Annotated in this window: 13 protein-coding genes and 1 pseudogene; 7 read left to right on the forward strand and 7 right to left on the reverse strand. The window is 72.2% G+C overall.

Going from position 1 to position 16,396, the window contains the following annotated elements; all coding sequences use genetic code 11:
• Positions 1-45: 45 nt before the first annotated feature.
• The 5 genes from O3X23_RS22415 to O3X23_RS22435 form a co-directional block, all read right to left on the reverse strand.
• Positions 46-2,478, reverse strand: a complete 2,433-nt coding sequence (locus O3X23_RS22415) for a hypothetical protein (protein WP_269273267.1) — start codon at positions 2,476-2,478, stop codon at positions 46-48.
• A gap of 44 nt (positions 2,479-2,522) precedes the next feature.
• Positions 2,523-4,226 (reverse strand): phosphate ABC transporter substrate-binding protein PstS, encoded by a 1,704-nt coding sequence (gene pstS / locus O3X23_RS22420; protein WP_269273268.1) that lies wholly within the window; start codon positions 4,224-4,226, stop codon positions 2,523-2,525.
• Entirely contained in the window at positions 4,223-5,494 is a 1,272-nt protein-coding gene (gene pstA / locus O3X23_RS22425) for a phosphate ABC transporter permease PstA (RefSeq protein ID WP_269273269.1), read from the reverse strand. Before pstA ends, pstS begins: the two co-directional genes overlap by 4 nt.
• An 11-nt stretch (positions 5,495-5,505) precedes the next feature.
• On the reverse strand, positions 5,506-6,528 hold the full coding sequence (pstC, locus tag O3X23_RS22430; RefSeq protein WP_269273270.1) for a phosphate ABC transporter permease subunit PstC: 1,023 nt from the start codon (positions 6,526-6,528) through the stop codon (positions 5,506-5,508).
• A 672-nt stretch (positions 6,529-7,200) separates the two neighbouring features.
• Positions 7,201-7,614 (reverse strand): ATP-binding protein, encoded by a 414-nt coding sequence (locus tag O3X23_RS22435; RefSeq protein ID WP_269273271.1) that lies wholly within the window; start codon positions 7,612-7,614, stop codon positions 7,201-7,203.
• 158 nt (positions 7,615-7,772) lie between these two features.
• On the opposite strand from O3X23_RS22435, the gene O3X23_RS22440 reads away from it, so the two are divergent.
• Together O3X23_RS22440 and O3X23_RS22445 are read left to right on the forward strand one after the other, a co-directional pair.
• Positions 7,773-8,315 carry a GntR family transcriptional regulator gene (locus tag O3X23_RS22440; RefSeq protein ID WP_269273272.1) on the forward strand — a complete coding sequence of 181 codons (543 nt, stop codon included), beginning with the start codon at positions 7,773-7,775 and terminating at the stop codon, positions 8,313-8,315.
• A 3-nt stretch (positions 8,316-8,318) separates the two neighbouring features.
• Complete coding sequence (locus O3X23_RS22445) at positions 8,319-9,080, forward strand: GntR family transcriptional regulator (RefSeq protein WP_269273273.1); 762 nt, start codon at positions 8,319-8,321, stop codon at positions 9,078-9,080.
• 26 nt (positions 9,081-9,106) lie between these two features.
• Here O3X23_RS22445 and O3X23_RS22450 read toward each other — a convergent pair whose 3' ends face one another.
• Positions 9,107-9,748 carry a PH domain-containing protein gene (locus O3X23_RS22450; RefSeq protein ID WP_269273274.1) on the reverse strand — a complete coding sequence of 214 codons (642 nt, stop codon included), beginning with the start codon at positions 9,746-9,748 and terminating at the stop codon, positions 9,107-9,109.
• A 234-nt stretch (positions 9,749-9,982) separates the two neighbouring features.
• On the opposite strand from O3X23_RS22450, the gene deoC reads away from it, so the two are divergent.
• The 4 genes from deoC to O3X23_RS22470 all read left to right on the forward strand — a co-directional run bounded on the left by deoC (position 9,983) and on the right by O3X23_RS22470 (position 15,088).
• Complete coding sequence (deoC, locus tag O3X23_RS22455) at positions 9,983-10,975, forward strand: deoxyribose-phosphate aldolase (protein WP_269273286.1); 993 nt, start codon at positions 9,983-9,985, stop codon at positions 10,973-10,975.
• Between the two features lie 5 nt (positions 10,976-10,980).
• Positions 10,981-12,411, forward strand: coding sequence for an aldehyde dehydrogenase family protein (locus O3X23_RS22460; protein ID WP_269273275.1), 1,431 nt, complete (start codon positions 10,981-10,983; stop codon positions 12,409-12,411).
• Positions 12,404-13,309 (forward strand): aldehyde dehydrogenase family protein, encoded by a 906-nt coding sequence (locus tag O3X23_RS22465; protein ID WP_269273276.1) that lies wholly within the window; start codon positions 12,404-12,406, stop codon positions 13,307-13,309. The genes O3X23_RS22460 and O3X23_RS22465 overlap by 8 nt, the downstream gene beginning before the upstream one ends.
• Positions 13,310-13,474: 165 nt before the next feature.
• A complete protein-coding gene (locus O3X23_RS22470) occupies positions 13,475-15,088 on the forward strand; it encodes a hypothetical protein (protein WP_269273277.1) in 1,614 nt (537 codons plus the stop codon).
• On the opposite strand, the gene O3X23_RS22475 is transcribed toward O3X23_RS22470, so the two are convergent.
• Complete coding sequence (locus tag O3X23_RS22475) at positions 15,041-15,436, reverse strand: hypothetical protein (RefSeq protein ID WP_269273278.1); 396 nt, start codon at positions 15,434-15,436, stop codon at positions 15,041-15,043. The genes O3X23_RS22470 and O3X23_RS22475 overlap by 48 nt on opposite strands.
• 192 nt (positions 15,437-15,628) lie before the next feature.
• On the opposite strand from O3X23_RS22475, the pseudogene O3X23_RS22480 reads away from it, so the two are divergent.
• Positions 15,629-16,313 (forward strand): annotated as a pseudogene (locus O3X23_RS22480) (uridine kinase family protein).
• Positions 16,314-16,396: the final 83 nt, after the last annotated feature.

Consider the following 16,396-nt stretch of genomic DNA (forward strand, 5'->3'; position numbering starts at 1 on the left):
AAGGCGCCCCTTAGGGAGTTCGCCGCACCACTCGCACCACAAGACTCAGGACCGCCGCCGCCACGCCCCCCACCTGAGCATCGCCGGGCCCGCCAGCGCCGCGGCGCCGCCCGTGACGAGGACCGCCAGCAGTACCCAGCGGACGGCGCCGAGCACCGCGCCCGGCGTGGAGCCGGTGGCGCGCACGACGTTCTGCTTCTGCGGATCGATGTGCTTCGCCGGGTTCACGGGCGGGGTGGCGGACGCCGGGGGCCCGCCCGAAGCGCCGCCGGCGCCTGTCGTGCCGCCGCCGGGACCGCCGGACGCCGCCCCACCGCCGGTACCGGACGAGGTCCCGCCCGCGCTTCCCGCGCCGGCCGTGCCGCCGCCGTCCGCGCCCGCCGGGCCCGTCGCCTTCTCCAGCGAGACGGCGGCGGCGAGCGCCTGGGCGCGCAGCGCCTGCGGCATGGGCGCGTAACCGGGCGGCAGCTGGCCCGCCGACACCCCGGGCGTCTGACCGGACCCGGCCGCATAGCGGATGAGGCGGCTGTACGCCGTACGGTCGGTGGCGGACCTGCCCGTCGAGGCGGCGGCGTAGGTGACGGTGGTCAGCGGGTATGCCCCGCCCCTGGCGCCCGCCGGGTCGGGGGTGAGCACTCCGGGGACGGCGGAGGGCCGCATCGTCCCGACGCCCTGGGCGAGGGACTCGTTCGTCGGCTTCACGAACGTGCCGTCGGCGGTGCGCAGCGCGGCGGTCCGCAGTCCGTACCGGGCCGCGGAGGCGGAGTCGACGAGGGCGATGACGGCCCGGTCGCCGGGCTTGGAGGCCTGGCTGACCAGCTTCGCCTTGTGCGCGTTGCTGTCGAGTTCGGCGACGATCGTCCGCCCGGTGTTGCCGCGCCGGGTGCGCTGGGCGCTGTCGTGCATGTCCTGGGTGTACGGGTCCAGGTCGGTGATGCCGTACGTGAGCGGGTCGTTCGCGGGCACCGAGAGCGCGGGCGACAGCGTCGGGTCGGACTTCGGGAAGTCGGTCAGACCGGTGTCCTTGTCCAGGGTCAGGCTGCCGAAGTACGGGTTGATCCTCGCGCCCCAGGGGTCCGGCTTCCCGGCGAGGAAGTCCCTGGCCTCCGGGTCCGACCGCAGCCACTGCCAGACCAGCCGGGCGGTGTCGGTCTCGTCCAGCGGCACCAGCAGCGAAAGCGGCCGGGCCGCGTCGACCGCCCAGTTCTTGTACTGCGGATTGAGGGCGATGAATTCCGGGTCGTTGCGCAGGGACGCGGGATTCTTCGCCACATGTGCCGGCGGTTGCGCCAATTGCCAGCCCGGCACGTCACGAATATAGGAATGGGTGAGCATTTTCGCTACGAGTCGCGGCGTCAGCCGCATTTCCTGCAGCTCGCCGGAGCCCGGCGTCTCGATATGGAACCCAAGGGTGAGGCCGGAGACCGCGACCGGCGCGTGCACCACCGGCGGACCGCCCTCGGCCGCCTCCACCGGGTCGAGGGTGAAGGCCAGCCCGGGAGCGTCGGCCGCGGTCGCCGTGACCTGGCGGCGGGCGTACGGCTCACCGCTCTGGCTGAAGCCGAACGTCGTGCCGGTGCTCTGGCAGAGCACCGGCTGCCACGACGTCAGCGCGTCCGTCACCATCTCCGAGCCGATGGTGCGGGACTCGGGCTGGCCGATCGGGCAGTAGGAGCCGGTGGCCAGGAAGTCCAGCCGGAAGACGAGCCGCTGCTCCCAGCTGGTGGCGGAGAGCCCGGACGCGTCCACCTTGTCCCCGGCGGTCCCCGTCGTGCCGTCCGCGTCGTGCGCTCCCCGTGGCACGACGACCAGCCAGCAGTGCCGCGGCCCACCGGCCGTGGCGTCGCCGCAGCCCAGGTGGGGTGCCTGGACGACGGTCTGCGCCTCGAAGACCGACTCCCCCGTGCCGTCGGCTCCGACGCGTACGAACGGCTGCTCGTTGGTGTCGATCGGGCCGAAGTAGGTGAAGTCGGTGGAGGACTTGGTCGGCTTCCCCTTGACCGGGCGGAACGGCACGAACGGGTTGTCGAAGGGGTGCGCCGGGTCCAGGACGTAGGTCTTCTCGCCCGGGTCGACCTGGTCGGGCAGCGCACGCTGGCCGGCCCACCGGCCGCCGGTGCCCCCGATGCCCGAGGCGCCGAACTCGCAGTTCTCCCGGTCGGGACCGTCGGGTCCGTCTCCCCAGCACTGCATGAGCTGCAGGTAGTTGGAGGTGAACTCGGTGTCGGTGGTCGGTGCCCCGCCGGTCCAGGTGACCCGGACGCCCTGGGCCCGCAGCTTCCTCGTCTGGTGGACGGTGACCTTCAGGGCGGAGAAGTCGTCGTAGCGGCCCTTGGGCCCGGAGAGCGTGACGGCGGACTCCTCGCCGTCGGCGGCGCTCGCCTGGGAGGTGGTGGCAGGCAGCGGCAGCAGGGCGATCGCGAAGGCGGCGAGGAGGGCGGCGAAACCGAGTACCCGCTGGTTCGTGCGCGTGCTCATGCGCGTGTTCATCCGCGTGCTCGTGCGCTCGTTCATGCGCTTGTTCATGCGCTTTTCCTCTTGCGGTCGGCCCGGTCGCCCAGCACCCGGGCGGCGATCGGCGGGCCGACGACCACACCGAGCAGCAGGATCGCGGACAGCGCCATCAGCGTGGTGCGCAGCGCGCCCTGCCCGTCGGCGGCGAGCGAGACGGGGTTGCCCGCCACGGACGGGTCGCCGCCTCCGCCGCCGCTGTCGGCCGGCACCTGCTCCCCGGTGTCCGGGTCGATGGCGGTGGCGCCGGTCGTGCCGGTCGTCGCGCCCGCCGTCGTGGCGCCGGTGGTCCCGCCCGCCGCGGTGCCGCCGGTCGTCCCGGCGGACGTGCCGGCCGCCGTCCCGCCGGAGGACGTTCCGGACGCACCACCGGAGCTTCCTCCGTTCGCGCCGGCCTTCACCGGCGTCCGCTGGTCCTTGGCGCCGGCCGTGCCCGTCGAGCACTGTGTGCTGCCCCGCTGGTCGCAGGGCTGCGGGTACGGGGCCTTCTTGGCGAGGGTGTTGGAGCCGTCGGCGGAGAAGGTGGGGTTGCGGCAGCCCTTGATGTCGACGTTCTTGGCCTCCACGCCGGGGATCCGGCGGACCTGTGACAGCCCGGCCTGCACCAGGTTGATCGGCAGCGGCGAGTAGCCGAGCTGGTCGGCCTGCTGCTGCCCCTCGCAGAGGAAGTAGTAGGCGAACGCGCCGAGCGTCCTGCCCTTGTCCTCGGTGAAGGGCGCCTCGTTCGAGGTCGGGACGATCATGTAGCTGTAGCTGGACAGCGGGTACGCCCTGCGGTCACCGGAGCGGTAGACGTTGTCGAGGATCTGCGTCAGGTAGTCCGTGGAGTTCTTGTCGTCGTTGATCCGGGCGGACATCAGGCCCACGGCGACGCTGGAGGCCGTCGGCTCGACGTAGTAGCCGCTGCTGTTGAGCAGTTTGGCGACCGGGAAGCCGGTCTTGATCGCGTACGAGTACTCGACGTACGTGATCGCGCCCTCCGCCTGGGGCTGCCGGACGTAGCCGGAGACGCCCAGCGAGCCGGACTGCGCGGTGAACCCGGAGCCGGGGACGACCGGGTAGTACGACGTGAGGCCGCAGGGCGTCGGCTTGCCCGCGCGCCGGCAGTAGTCGTTCCACAGGCCGCTCTGCTCCTTGGCCATCCAGGTGCTGAACTGCGCGGTGGTGCCGGAGCCGTCGGAGCGGACGACGGGGATGACCCGGCGGGCCGGGAGCGTCAGGCCGGGGTTGTCGGCGGCGACCTCGGGCGCGTTCCACATGGTGATCTTCCCGGTGAAGATCTTGGTGAGTACCGCGCCGGACAGCCGCAGGTTGGTGACCCGCTTGCCGCCGATCTTGAGGTTGTACATGAACGAGGTGCCGCCCGCGACGATCGGCATATAGGCGTAGCCGCGCTTCGGCGGTGCGTCCTTCACGCCGAACTCGGTGAGCCCGTACGGGATTTCCGAGACGCCGAAGTCCGAGACCCCGTTCTTGAACTGCTCGCGCCCGACGGACGAGCCGACCGCCGCGTAGTTCACCGTCATGCCGTACTGGGTGACGTTGCGCCGCCACTGGTCCAGCGCGTTGGAGCTCCAGGTGGAGCCCGCGCCGCTGATCTTGGTGTACGAGTCGGCGTGCGCGGCGGGCAGGTTCGCGGCGAGGAGCACGCAGAGCAGCGCGAGGAGCGCGGCGACGAGTCGGGCGCGGTTCATGGTTGCGGGTGCGGGTGTCACAGAGCACTCCTGGTCGAGGCGGATGCAGGTGAGCCGGTCGACTCTGCGGCCCGTGCGGCGGTCCGTGCCCGGAACCGGGCCGCGTCGCGGCGCGAGGCCAGCACGCGCCGGTGCTCCTGGCGGCGGGTCAGCCGGCCGGGGCCGCGCCCGCCGATCACACGGGCGGCGATGAACAGCAGCAGGACCAGTGCCATCAGCACCGCGGCCGTGCCGAACCCGCGCGCGATCATCGTCGGCTCGGGGGACTTGATGAACTCGAACGTGGCCAGCGGCAGCGAGACCTGCGGCCCCGACAGCGGATCGGTGTTGGTGACGGCGGTGAAGCCCGCGGTGAGCAGCACCGGTGAGGTCTCCCCGATGCCGCGCGCGGTGCCGAGGATCACGGAGGTGGTGAGCCCGGACCTGGCGGTGGGCAGCACCACGTGCCACACCGTGCGCCAGCGCGAGGTGCCGAGCGCGTACGCGGCCTCGCGCAGCGGTCCCGGCACCAGCCGGATGACGACGTCGGCGGCCCGGATGATGATCGGCAGCATCATCACGGCGAGCGCGAGGGCGGCGGCCAGCCCCGAACGGTCGAGCCCGAGGGTGAGGATCGCGGTCGCGTAGACGAACAGGCCCGCCACGATCGACGGCAGGGCCGTCATCGCCTCCACGACGGTCCGCACGAACCGTGCGAACCGGCCCGGCACCTCGTTGAGGAAGACCGCGCACAGCAGCCCGGTCGGGACGGTGACCGCGAGGGCGATCCCGATCTGCTCCAGCGTCCCGGTGATCGCGTGCAGGATGCCGCCCGCCGACAGCGGGTCGAGAGGCCCGGCCGACGCCATGTCCTGCGTGTAGAAGTTCAGGTGCGGCAGCGCCTTGCGGCCCTCCCACAGGGTGTAGACGACGACGAAGGCGAGCGCGGCGAGCATCAGCAGGCCCAGGCTCTGGGTGATGACGGCCGCCACCCGGTCGCGGACGGCGGGGCCGTCCTCGTCGAACGAGACCAGCAGCGCGTACAGGCCGAGGAAGAGCCCGTACGCGACGAGCGCGAAGCCGAGCCCGCCGCTGAACGGCAGCAGCCGGGTGAAGAGCAGCGCGGTGATGCTCAGCGACGCCGCCGCGGCGCCCAGCAGCGCGTACACGTCGGTGGCCCGCAGCAGCGCGAGCCGCCGGCGGGGCTCGCGCTGGGGCTCAGCCGTCGTGGTGGCGGTGCCGGCGGTGGGAAGGGTGGTGCGCGGGGCGAGCGGTGGGCTCTCTCCGCGCGGTGGGGCGACGAGGGTCATCGGGCACTTCCTCAGGAGTCGCTGGCCGCGCCGGAGCGGCTGCGGGCGACGATCGACGATGCGGCGAAGTTGACGACGAGGGTCATCAGGAAGAGCGCGAGGCCCGCGGCCATCAGCGCGGACATGCCGAACTCGCTGGCCTCGCCGTACCGCAGGGCGATCAGCGAGGAGACGGAACTGGAGCCGTTCTGCAGGATGTGCGGCTGCACGGCGAAGACCGGCGAGATGATCAGGTACACACCGATGGTCTCGCCGAGCGCGCGGCCCAGGCCCAGCATCGTGCCGCCGATCATGCCGCCCTTGCCGAACGGCAGCACGACGCTGCGGATCATGCCCCAGCGCGTCGCCCCCAGCGCGTAGGCGCCCTCCCGCTCGCCGACCGGCGCCTGTGAGAAGACCTCGCGCATCACCGAGCAGGCGATCGGCGCCACCATCAGCGCGACGACGATGCCCGCGACGAAGGTGGAGGACGTGTAGACGGTGGCGGTCGCGAGCGGGTCCGACGGATCGGCGCCGTCGACCTTGAACAGCGGGAACCAGCCGAAGTACCGGGCGATCCAGCGCGCCGTGCCCAGGACGTGGCCCTGGAGGAAGAACAGCCCCCACAGCCCGTAGACCACCGACGGCACGGCGGCCATCAGGTCGACCAGGCTGATCAGCGTCTGCCGCAGCCGGGGCGGCGAGTACTCGCAGATGTAGAGCGCCGTGCCGATGGCGAGCGGTACGGCGAAGCAGATCGCGACGAGCGCGATGAGCACGGTGCCGGTGAGGACGGCCGCGATGCCGAAGTTCCCGGCGTCGGGCTCCCACGCCTGCGTGGTGAGGAACGAGAACCCGGCCCTCGACAGCGCCTGCCACGCCCGGTACAGCAGGAACCCGCCGACCAGCAGCATCACCGCCAGAACGAACCCGCCCCCGCCGCGGGCCACCCCGCGGAAGACACGGTCCGGCAGCCCGGGATCCGCGTACAGCCGCCTCGGTACGTCCTCGACGGCGGCTGCCGCGGGTGGTCGGTCATGCGCTTCCGTTGTCACCTGGCTGACGCTCACCGGGTGCGGTGGCCGCGTGCGCAAGCGGATGTGAACGAGGGGCCCCGTAGAGGCAACTTCCGTTCACCCGGGCGGACTTAACGGCACATCGACGCTGTCGGAGCCGATCTCGGTGAGCAGCGCGCGGAAGCGGTCGTAGGCGGTCGGGCACGTCGAGTGCCGCTGGTGGGGCCGCGACGTGACGGCGCCCGTCCATCCCGCGCAGCCGCCACACCCACCCGTTGCTGTCGGCAGCGTGCTGCACTCCCCCGGGCAACCCCACCGACCCGGCACACAACCGCTCGAACGCCCGCAGGCACTCCCCGTAATCCGGGTAAGCGGTTGCGCCGACGGCGACCGTCCGCCCGTTCTGGGCGGTGAGCCGCCAGGAGTGAAACCCCTCGTCATCGATGTCTATCCGACAGCGCGCACCGATCCCGGCCGCGCCCCCCGTGTCCCCTGCTGCCATCCCCCACCCCTGCTGGCCGTCTCAAGGAAGGCTGCATATGCGGCAGACATGCAGCACACGCAATGTAATGAGACGGCGCAGACAAAGGGCGTACTCACAGCAGCGCCACAGCATGCCTTCACCCCGAAGTTGCCCCTCGTTCACCCCACCCCAGCAAGCGCTCTCCGCTCCCCGCTCCGGGGCGCCGGGCACAGCCGTCACCGGTCGGCTCACACCGCGGGCTCGGCCCTGAACCGCGACCAGACGACCTTGCCGAGCGGCTCGCGGTCCTCGACACCCCATCCGTCGGACAGTGCGTCCACGATGAGCAGTCCCCGGCCGGAGGCGTCCGTACGGCCCGGATGCCGAAGGCGTGGCTCGCGCTCGCTGCTGTCGTGCACCTCCACCCGGAGCCAGCCGTCGGCGGCCGCCATCCTCACGAGGAATCCCCGGCCCGGGAGGGTGCCGTGGGTGAGTGCGTTGGAGGCGAGCTCCGAGACGCAGAGCCGAACGTCGTCGGCCCGCCCTGCCACATCCCAAGCCGCCAGGGTCTCGCCGGCGAAGTCACGGACTATGGCGATCGACGCGGGCACCGCTGGAAAGAACCGTTGCGCGTCCTGCGACGGGACGGGCGTCGTCGTCATTGGGTCCACTGATCCCCTGGGGCACGGCCTCGCCGCGATGTTGCGAAGCTCACATCGCAAATCTTAAGGCGATTCGACTTAAGGTGGCAAGCTGTTCGGCACGTCGTCCTCCGAGCCCCTGGCGATACGTTGGAGGTCTCCTCCTGAAGGGATGTCACGTGACGAGCAAGGAATGGGAGAGCGAGTCCACGCGCTACCTGACACCCCGCGGGCAGGGGCGGGCGGACGCGTGGACGGAGGAGGCCGCGGAGAACAACCGCCGTGGCGGACAACGACTCCTCACTGCCGGGATGGTCGTGCCGCCGCCTGAGGTCGCCCGCGCGCTACGCCTTCCCGAGAGCGAGCAGGTGGTCGTACGCCGGCGCCTGATCCTGCTCGACGCCCTGCCCGTGGAACTCGCGGATTCGTACTACCCGGCCCGGATCGCGGCCGGCACCGGGCTCGCCGAGCCGAAGAAGGTGCCGGGAGGCGCGGTTACGCTTCTCGCGCGGCTCGGTCACGTGGCAGCTCATGTCGAGGAGACGGTCACCGCGCGCATGCCCACCGACGCAGAACGGGAAGCCCTGCAACTCGGTGAACAGCAACCGGTGATCCTCCTGTCGCGGCTTATCCTCTCCGGTGACGATCAACCGATGGAGGCCTGCGTGATGACCATGACCGCAAGCGATCGCGCGCTGCGCTACCGGCTCCGGCTCGGCTGACACATGCCCCACTGGAACGACCCTCGGCCCGCCCATCAGCAGATCGCCGCGCATCTGCGCGACCTGATCATGGCGCGCCGTCTGGAGCCGGGCGGCAAGTTCCCCTCGACGCAGCAGCTCATGAACGAGTTCGGCGTGGCCGGCACCACCATCCAGAAGGCGCTCCAGGTCCTGAAGGCCGAAGGCTTCGCCGTCGGGCACCCCGGGAAAGGCGTCTTCGTCCGCGAGCAGCCGAACCACACGATCGTCCCGGCCTCGTACATCCCGCCCTCGAAGGGCGGGGCGCCGTACAGCTGGGTGGACCAGGCGACAGCGCGGTCCAGGACCGGAGCCACCCGGATCCTCGACGTCGCCGAGGCCGTGGCCCCGCGCGATGTCGCGGAGGCGCTCGGGCTGACGGACGGTGGCACCGCCGTACTCCGGTCCCGGCTCATGCTGCTCGACGACGAGCCGGCAGAACTCGTGCACTCCTACTACCCGGTCGAACTCGCCCGCGGCACCCCGCTCGCCGACCGACGGCGCATCCGCGGTGGCTCACCGACGCTCCTCGCCGAGCTGGGCCATCCGCCCAGGGAGTTCGTCGACCGGATTTCCGCACGTCCCCCGACCTCCGACGAACTCACCGCGCTGGAACTGCCCGCAGAGGTGTGCGTTCTGCGGACCTTCCGGGTCGTCCACTCCGACGGGGACCGCCCCATCGAGGTCTCCGTGATGGTGAAGGCGGCCCACCTCTACGAACTCGAATACCGCCTGCCCGTGCTCTGACGCCGACCGGCGGCCAAGCCAGGACGTCAGCCGATGGCGAGGAGGACGGCCAGGACGATGGCGCCGGCGGCGATCGGGGCGATGATCTCGTAGGCCCAGCGGACGGTGACCTCGCCCTGGGCGCCGGGCTTGGCGGCGTTGGTCTCCGCCAGGTTGCGGAGTTCGTCGACGGCCTGGTCGGACCAGGCGCGGGCCGGGAGGTCCGCGGCGGTGAGGGCGGTGGACTGGCGGACGGTCGCGGTGGCCGCGCGGGCGGTCTGGCGGGCGACGCGCTTGCGGGCGCGCAGGGAGACCGGGATCGCCCAGAGCTGGAAGCGCCGGCCGCCCGCGTGGACCTCGGTCGAGTAGCCGGCGCGGAGGTGTTCCACCGCCGCCCACGGCACGGTGATCGTCCGGAACGGGTTGCGGATGCGGAGTCGTTCCTCGCCCGCGTAGACGGCGGGCCGGATGGTGAAGGCCGCCAGCAGGGGCAGTGCCGCCAGGAGTCCGGCGAGCGTCAGCCACGGGGTGCGGCCCGAGCCGCGGAGCACCGCGTCGCCGCCGAGCCACAGGGAGAGCGCGATCAGCAGCACGCCGGTGACGATGCCGGCCATCGACCGGTAGGAGCGGTCGTCGTACTTCGGCGGGTCGGGCTGCGGGGTCGGCGTGGGGTCGTCGGAACTCGTCATAAGGCCCGATTCTGCCTGACGGGCACCGCGCGACCGGTCGCCCCCAGGTTGCGGTACGGCATCGGAGGCGGCGACGCCCCTGCTCCGAACGGCCTGGCCGGCCCTCCTCGCCCTTGCGGCGCATGCCTTGTGCGGCCTCCGGCCCCGCCCGCGCACGCCGACCCGTGTGGCGAACGAATCAGGGGGGTGGTGGTGACAGGTCGCTACGCGCGTAGATATGCTCATGTGGTGACCATGCCCACTGTTCCCGCTTTCGGCCCAGAAGCCGCGGCCCGGCTGGCGACGATGGCGGACGTGACCGCCTCGGACACCGCGCTCCGCCGCTTCCTCCACGGACTGCCCGGTGTCGATGCCGTCGGCCTCGAAGCCCGTGCCGCCATGCTCGGCACCCGCTCGATCAAGACGACGGCGAAGACCTACGCCATCGACCTGGCGATCTCCATGATCGATCTGACCACGCTCGAGGGCGCGGACACTCCCGGCAAGGTCCGGGCGCTGTGCGCCAAGGGCATCCATCCGGATCCGACCGACCGCACGGCCCCCAAGGTCGCCGCGATCTGCGTCTACCCGGACATGGTGAAGACCGCCAAGGAGGCGCTGCACGGATCCGGTATCAGTGTCGCGTCCGTCGCCACCGCCTTCCCGGCCGGCCGCGCAGCGCTGCCGGTGAAGCTCGCCGACACCGCCGACGCGGTGGCCGCCGGCGCGGACGAGATCGACATGGTCATCGACCGCGGCGCCTTCCTCTCCGGCCGCTACATGCAGGTCTTCGAGGAGATCAGGGCCGTCAAGGCGGCCTGCGCGAGGTCGGACGGCAGCGCCGCCCACCTCAAGGTGATCTTCGAGAACGGCGAGCTGGCGACGTACGACAACATCCGCCGCTGCTCCTGGCTCGCGATGCTCGCGGGCGCCGACTTCATCAAGACCTCGACGGGCAAGGTCGCGGTCAACGCGACGCCGCCCAACACGCTGCTGATGCTGGAGGCCGTGCGCGACTTCCGCGACGCGGTGGGTGTGCAGGTCGGTGTGAAGCCGGCCGGCGGCATCCGCACCACCAAGGACGCCGTCAAGTACCTGGTGATGGTCAACGAGACGCTCGGCGACGAATGGCTGTCCCCGCACTGGTTCCGGTTCGGCGCCTCCAGCCTGCTCAACGATCTGCTGATGCAGCGCCAGAAGCTCAGCACCGGGCGTTACTCCGGTCCCGACTACGTGACGGTGGACTGACCGACATGGCATTTGAATACGCACCCGCACCCGAGTCCCGCGCGGTCGTCGACATCGCGCCGTCGTACGGGCTCTTCATCGACGGCGAGTTCACCGAGGCCGCCGACGGCAAGGTCTTCAAGACCGTCTCGCCCTCCTCCGAGGAGGTCCTCTCCGAGGTCGCCCAGGCCGGGGCCCAGGACGTGGACCGGGCGGTGAAGGCCGCCCGCAAGGCATTCGCGAAGTGGTCCGCGCTGCCGGGCTCCGAGCGCGCCAAGTACCTGTTCCGGATCGCCCGCATCATCCAGGAACGCTCCCGCGAGCTGGCCGTGCTGGAGTCGCTGGACAACGGCAAGCCGATCCGCGAGACCCGCGACGCCGACCTGCCGCTGGTCGCCGCGCACTTCTTCTACTACGCGGGCTGGGCCGACAAGCTCGGCCACGCGGGCTACGGCGCGAACCCGCGCCCGCTGGGCGTGGCCGGCCAGGTCATCCCGTGGAACTTCCCGCTGATGATGCTCGCGTGGAAGATCGCCCCGGCGCTCGCCACGGGCAACACGGTGGTGCTCAAGCCCGCCGAGACGACCCCGCTCAGCGCCCTGTTCTTCGCGGACATCTGCCGCCAGGCCGGGCTGCCCCGGGGCGTCGTCAACATCATCACGGGTGACGGCGCCACCGGCGCGGCGCTCGTGGAGCACCCGGACGTCAACAAGGTCGCCTTCACCGGCTCCACCGAGGTCGGCAAGGCCATCGCCCGCTCCATCGCCGGCACGGACAAGAAGGTCACGCTGGAGCTGGGCGGCAAGGCCGCCAACATCGTCTTCGACGACGCGCCGGTCGACCAGGCCGTCGAGGGCATCGTCAACGGCATCTTCTTCAACCAGGGGCACGTCTGCTGCGCGGGCTCCCGCCTCCTGGTCCAGGAGTCGGTGGCGGAGGAGGTGCTGGACGCGCTCAAGCGTCGGATGCAGACCCTGCGCGTCGGCGACCCGCTCGACAAGAACACCGACGTCGGCGCCATCAACTCCGCCGATCAGCTGGCCCGCATCACCGAGCTCGCCGAGGCCGGCGAGGCCGAGGGTGCCGATCGCTGGGCGCCGTCCTGCGACCTGCCGTCCGCCGGCTACTGGTTCCGCCCGACGCTCTTCACGAACGTCACCCAGGCGCACCGGATCGCCCGCGAGGAGATCTTCGGCCCGGTGCTGTCCGTCCTGACGTTCCGCACCCCGGCCGAAGCAGTCGAGAAGGCCAACAACACGCAGTACGGCCTGTCGGCCGGCATCTGGACGGAGAAGGGCTCGCGCATCCTGTGGATGGCGGACCGGCTCCGCGCGGGCGTCGTCTGGGCCAACACGTTCAACAAGTTCGACCCGGCCTCGCCCTTCGGCGGCTACAAGGAGTCGGGCTTCGGCCGCGAAGGCGGCCGTCACGGCCTGGAGGGGTACCTCGATGTCTGAGAAGTCCGAGAAGCTGGAGAAGGCTGAGAAGTCCGAGCGGCTCAGCGTTTTCAAGACGTACAAGCTTTACGTCGGGGGCAAGTTCCCCCGCAGCGAGAGCGGGCGGGTGTACGAGGTGACCGACTCCAAGGGCAACTGGCTCGCCAACGCGCCGCTGTCGTCCCGCAAGGACGCGCGGGACGCGGTCGTGGCCGCCCGCAAGGCGTTCGGCGGCTGGTCGGGCGCGACCGCGTACAACCGCGGCCAGGTGCTCTACCGCGTCGCGGAGATGCTGGAGGGGCGCCGCGAGCAGTTCGTCGCGGAGGTCGCCGCCGGTGAGGGCGTCTCGAAGGCCAAGGCCGCCGCACAGGTGGACGCGGCCGTGGACCGCTGGGTCTGGTACGCGGGCTGGACCGACAAGATCGGTCAGATCGTCGGCGGCGCCAACCCCGTCGCCGGGCCGTTCTTCAACCTCTCCACGCCCGAGCCGACCGGCGTCGTGGTCGTCCTCGCCCCCCAGGCGTCGTCGTTCCTCGGCCTGGTCTCGGTGATCGCCCCGGCGATCGCCACCGGCAACACGGTGATCGTCGTGGCGAGCGAGAAGTCGCCGCTGCCCGCCCTGTCGCTGGGCGAGGTGCTCGCCACCTCGGACCTGCCCGGCGGCGTCGTCAACATCCTGTCCGGGCGGACGGCGGAGATCACCCCGTCGCTTGCCTCCCACCAGGACGTCAACGCGATCGACCTGACGGGCGCGGACGAGGCGCTGGCCAAGGAACTGCAGATCGCCGCGGCCGACAACCTCAAGCGCGTCCTGCGCCCGCGCGGCGCGAAGGACGGCGACTGGTCCGGCGACCCGGGCACCGACCGGCTCACCGCGTTCCTGGAGACGAAGACGATCTGGCACCCGATCGGCGTCTGAGCGACCCTCGCACGTCACATGTGAGCAAGGTCTCCGTCCACCGGCACCCCTCGCGGGGCAGGCTTGACCCGCGGGGGGTGTTGCGTTCGAGGTACCGGTTCCGGTACCGGTTCACCCGTGCCGCCGCGTCTCCTCGCGACAGTGCGCCACCGTCGGAGGATCCCTGTGTGGGACGGCTTCACCGGGGTTCTTCCCTACGTCGCCATCAGCGCGTTCCTGTGCTTCCTCGTGCCGTCCGTCCCGGTGTGGCTCGGACGGCGCAAGATCCGCGCGGTCGCCGCGGGCCGGGCGATACGGATCCGCAGCCGGCTGCGCGTCGACGAACCCGCGCGCAGCACCTCCGAGCGCGGCGAGCTGGTGGCGCTGCCCGGCGGGCCGCTGTACTTCATGCCGCCGGAGGGCCCGGTGCTGGAGCTGCCGCCCGGCGGCACCTTCGAGCGCACCCTCTACGCCCGCGCAGGGTCCGTGCCCGGCTCGGGCCGCCGCGTCGTGCGGACCGCGCTCGTCCACCGGACGCCTTCGGGCGGCAGCCTGCGCGTCGAGACCGCCCGGGGGGACAGCCGCGCCCTGCCGGCGGCCCTCCAGGCGCCCGCAGGCGGCCGTCCCGCCCCGCGCGCCCTGCCGGCCCGCCTGCCGGTCTGGTGCGCCGTCCTGGCCGTCCTGGCGCTGCTCGGCGCCGTGCCGGTGGCCTCGATCGCCGTGTTCGGCGAGCGCGTCACCGCCCATGTCACGTCGAACACCGGGGACGACTACTGCGGTGTCGGCTGGGCCGACCCCTGGGACGGCTCCCGCAGGGACGCCGAGGTCGACTGCATCCGGGCGGACGAGCGGCAGTACCGGCGCGGCGACTCCCTCGACGTCATCGCCCTGCCCCGGCCGCTGCGCGGCAACGCCTTCGACACCGACAGCCTGCCGATCCTCGGCGCGCTCTGCGCGGCCGGACTGCTGGTCAGCGCGCTGGGATTCGCCCTCGGGCACATCCGGTGGAGCCGCCACTGGCGGCCCTCGGAAGCCGTCCCCGCCGCCGCCACGACACCGGATCGGCCCGAACAGCCGTCCGGCGACCCGGTGCTGTCGCTGGCCCGGCCCCTCGACCGGCTGCTGGCCCGCCGGCTCCATCTGGCGCCCGACTTCCACGACTCGCCCTGGTGGCGGGTTTCCGTCCTGCGGAAACTGGCCATCCGCGACGGGGTCTCGTTCGGCGGCCTGACGCTCCTCGGCCTGGCCCTGGTGCTGCTGCACGACCTGTGGACCCACGACAGCGACGCCACCCTCTGGATCGCCCTGACGGCCCTCACCGCGCTCGGGGCCGCCGCACGCGTCGTGCACCGCGCGGTCGACGCCGCCCGCGTCGTCCGCACCCTGCTGCGCGCGGTCCGCTCGGGCGACCCGCAGGAGGTCCGCCACGCGCTGCTGTACGTCGCGGAGGCCGTCGACACCGGTTGCCTGTGCCCCGAGAACGCCGAGAACCGGCACGCGGAGGTCGCTGTCGCGACGGCCTCCTTCGGCATCGGGATCCCGGGCGCGGCCGTGCCGAGGGCCAGGACCGGAGCGGACGCGGGAAGGCCCGGGCCGGGAGAGGCCGGAGCTGCTCACCCGCAGCGGGCCGAGGCGACACATTCGCAGCGGGTCGAGGCCGCGTACGCGCAACGGGCCGAGGCGACACACGCGGAGCGGGCCGACGCCGGGTACGCGGAGGAGGGTTCCTCCGCGTACCCGGAGGGGGGTTCCTCAGCCGGGCAGGAGCTCGGACAGCGGGCCCAGGAGCGGCAGCTCTGACAGCGAGTCGCCCTCGGCGAGCGGCCCGGTCACGGCGCCCGTCGAGATCGGCTTGAAGTCCGCCACCTGCGGCGTCACGACATTGTCCAGCGGGTCCGTGCCGGTGTGCGCCAGCGGGTTGATCGCCAGGTGCTTGATGGGGCCGAGCGCCGAACCCAGGGCGGAGTGGGTGCCCAGCGTCGTGCCGACGGCCGAATCCGCGCCGAGGCCCGCCGCGTCGGTGAGAGCGGGCACCGCCACGCCGGCCGACGCCGAGCCGCCCGCCGCGAGGACGGCGGCCGCCGCGACGGTGGCGGTGGCCGCGGCGCGCAGCAGGGAGTTCGACTTCGGACGGGCGTGGTGTGACATGGCCACCTGCTTGGCATAGAGGTACGGCGATCGGGCGGAACGCGGCATGGGGACGCGCCCGGGGCGACGCTCGACGGCATGACACCGCGAAGGCCACCACTCGGCCACCCAGGGTAGCCATTCGGGCACGCAGCGTCCAAACCTTTCCCCGGGGGGTCACCCGCACGGCGCAATGCCGCACACTGGTCTCTCGTGAGTTCCTCTCCCTCCGGCACCCTCCCCGCCGCCCGCGTGATCCTGCTGACCGGGCCCTCCGGGTCCGGCAAGTCGTCCCTGGCCGCCCGCACCGGTCTGCCGGTGCTGCACCTCGACGACTTCTACAAGGAGGCCGACGACCCGACCCTCCCCCCAGCTGCCGCACGGCGCCGGGACGGACTGGGACTCGGCGCTGTCCTGGGACGCGGACGCGGCGGTCGCCGCGATCGGCGCGCTGTGCGCCACCGGGAGCGCCTCGGTACCCGAGTACGACATCGCGTCGAGCTCCATCACCGGTGAGATCCACGTCGAGCTGACCGGGTCCCCGGTCTTCGTCGCCGAGGGGATCTTCGCGGCCGACATCACCGACCGGTGCCGCGAACTGGGGCTGCTGGCGGACACGCTGTGCCTGCGCGGCCGTCCGGCCGTCACGGCCTGGCGGCGGTTCCGGCGCGATCTGGCCGAGGGCCGCAAGTCGGTGACGGTCCTGCTGCGCAGGGGCTGGCGCCTGATGCGCGGCGAGCGGGCGATCGTGGCCCGCCAGACGGCGCTGGGCGCCTACCCGTGCGGCCAGGACGAGGCGCTGCGCCGCATCACCGCACTGCCGCCGGCCCCCGCACTGCCGTCGGCCCCCGCCCCGCGGCGGTCGGACCGCCCGGCCGACGTACCGGTGGACGCGTAACCGAAAGGTGCGGGGTCAGGCAGTCCCCCCGGATTGCCCGACCCCGCACCCACCGCGCTCCCCCGACCGCGGTGTTTCCCCCC

The organism is Streptomyces sp. H39-S7 (assembly GCF_027158205.1).
GTDB lineage: Bacteria > Actinomycetota > Actinomycetes > Streptomycetales > Streptomycetaceae > Actinacidiphila.